General features: G+C 37.0%; 2 protein-coding genes. Both read left to right on the top strand.

All coding sequences use genetic code 11. The annotated features are described in order from the left end of the window. The first annotated feature begins 85 nt into the window (after positions 1-85). A complete protein-coding gene (locus AC3WTL_RS25670; protein ID WP_048009709.1) occupies positions 86-403 on the top strand; it encodes an IS3 family transposase in 318 nt (105 codons plus the stop codon). Next, a partial coding sequence (locus AC3WTL_RS25665; protein ID WP_492370282.1) for an IS3 family transposase occupies positions 403-792 on the top strand: 390 nt, incomplete at its 3' end. The genes AC3WTL_RS25670 and AC3WTL_RS25665, both read left to right, overlap by 1 nt.

The raw sequence follows: 792 nt of genomic DNA, 5'->3' as shown, positions 1-792 counted from the left end.
TAGAGTGACCCAGTAAAATGAGACAAGGAAAAAACACCCCCTGAATCGTATTTAATATCTATACGATTTTGGAGGTGTTTTTCTTATGGGGACAAGAGTTCATTATTCAGAAGAAATAAAGTGGGAAGCGATTAAGTTAAAGCAAAAAGGATTAAGTAATCGGGCGATTATGGATCGGCTCGGAATTAAAAATGTTTCACAAATCAAAACTTGGATGAAATGGCATAGAGAGGGTCTGGTTCACCGGTTTTCTCAGCCTGTGGGCAAACAGTATACGTATGGAAAGGGACCAGACGTATTAAGTGAAGTGGACGAATTAAGAAGGAAGAATAAACAATTGGAGATGCAGCTGGATATTTTAAAAAAGTACCAGGAGATCGAAAGGAGCTGGAGCCGCAAATAGTGTTAAAAGTCGTAGAGGAACTATCTTCTATGTATTCTATAATCAGTATTTTAGCCGCCTTGGAAGTACCAAAAGCGACTTATTATCGGTGGAAGAAAAAGTTTTGTCATACCATCATGAGTCCATTAGAAGAGCTCATAGTACATCTTTCCGAGGAAAATCATTTTCGTTATGGACACCGGAAAATTAAAGCTCTTCTCAAACGAAATCATCAGATTGATGTAAATCGGAAGACTGTCCAAAAAATTATGCAAAAATACAATGTGCAATGCCAGATAAAGGTGAAGCGACCTAAATACTTAAACGGAGAAACCAATATTATTGTTGAAAACTTATTAAATCGGCAATTTAGAGCAGATAAGCCAAATGAGAAGTGGGTAACTGATATT

The sequence above is a fragment of the Cytobacillus sp. EB106-05-05-XG126 genome, from assembly GCF_058791715.1.
The sequence above is the reverse complement of the archived record's forward strand: the minus strand, read 5'-3'. Positions and strand labels throughout refer to the sequence as shown.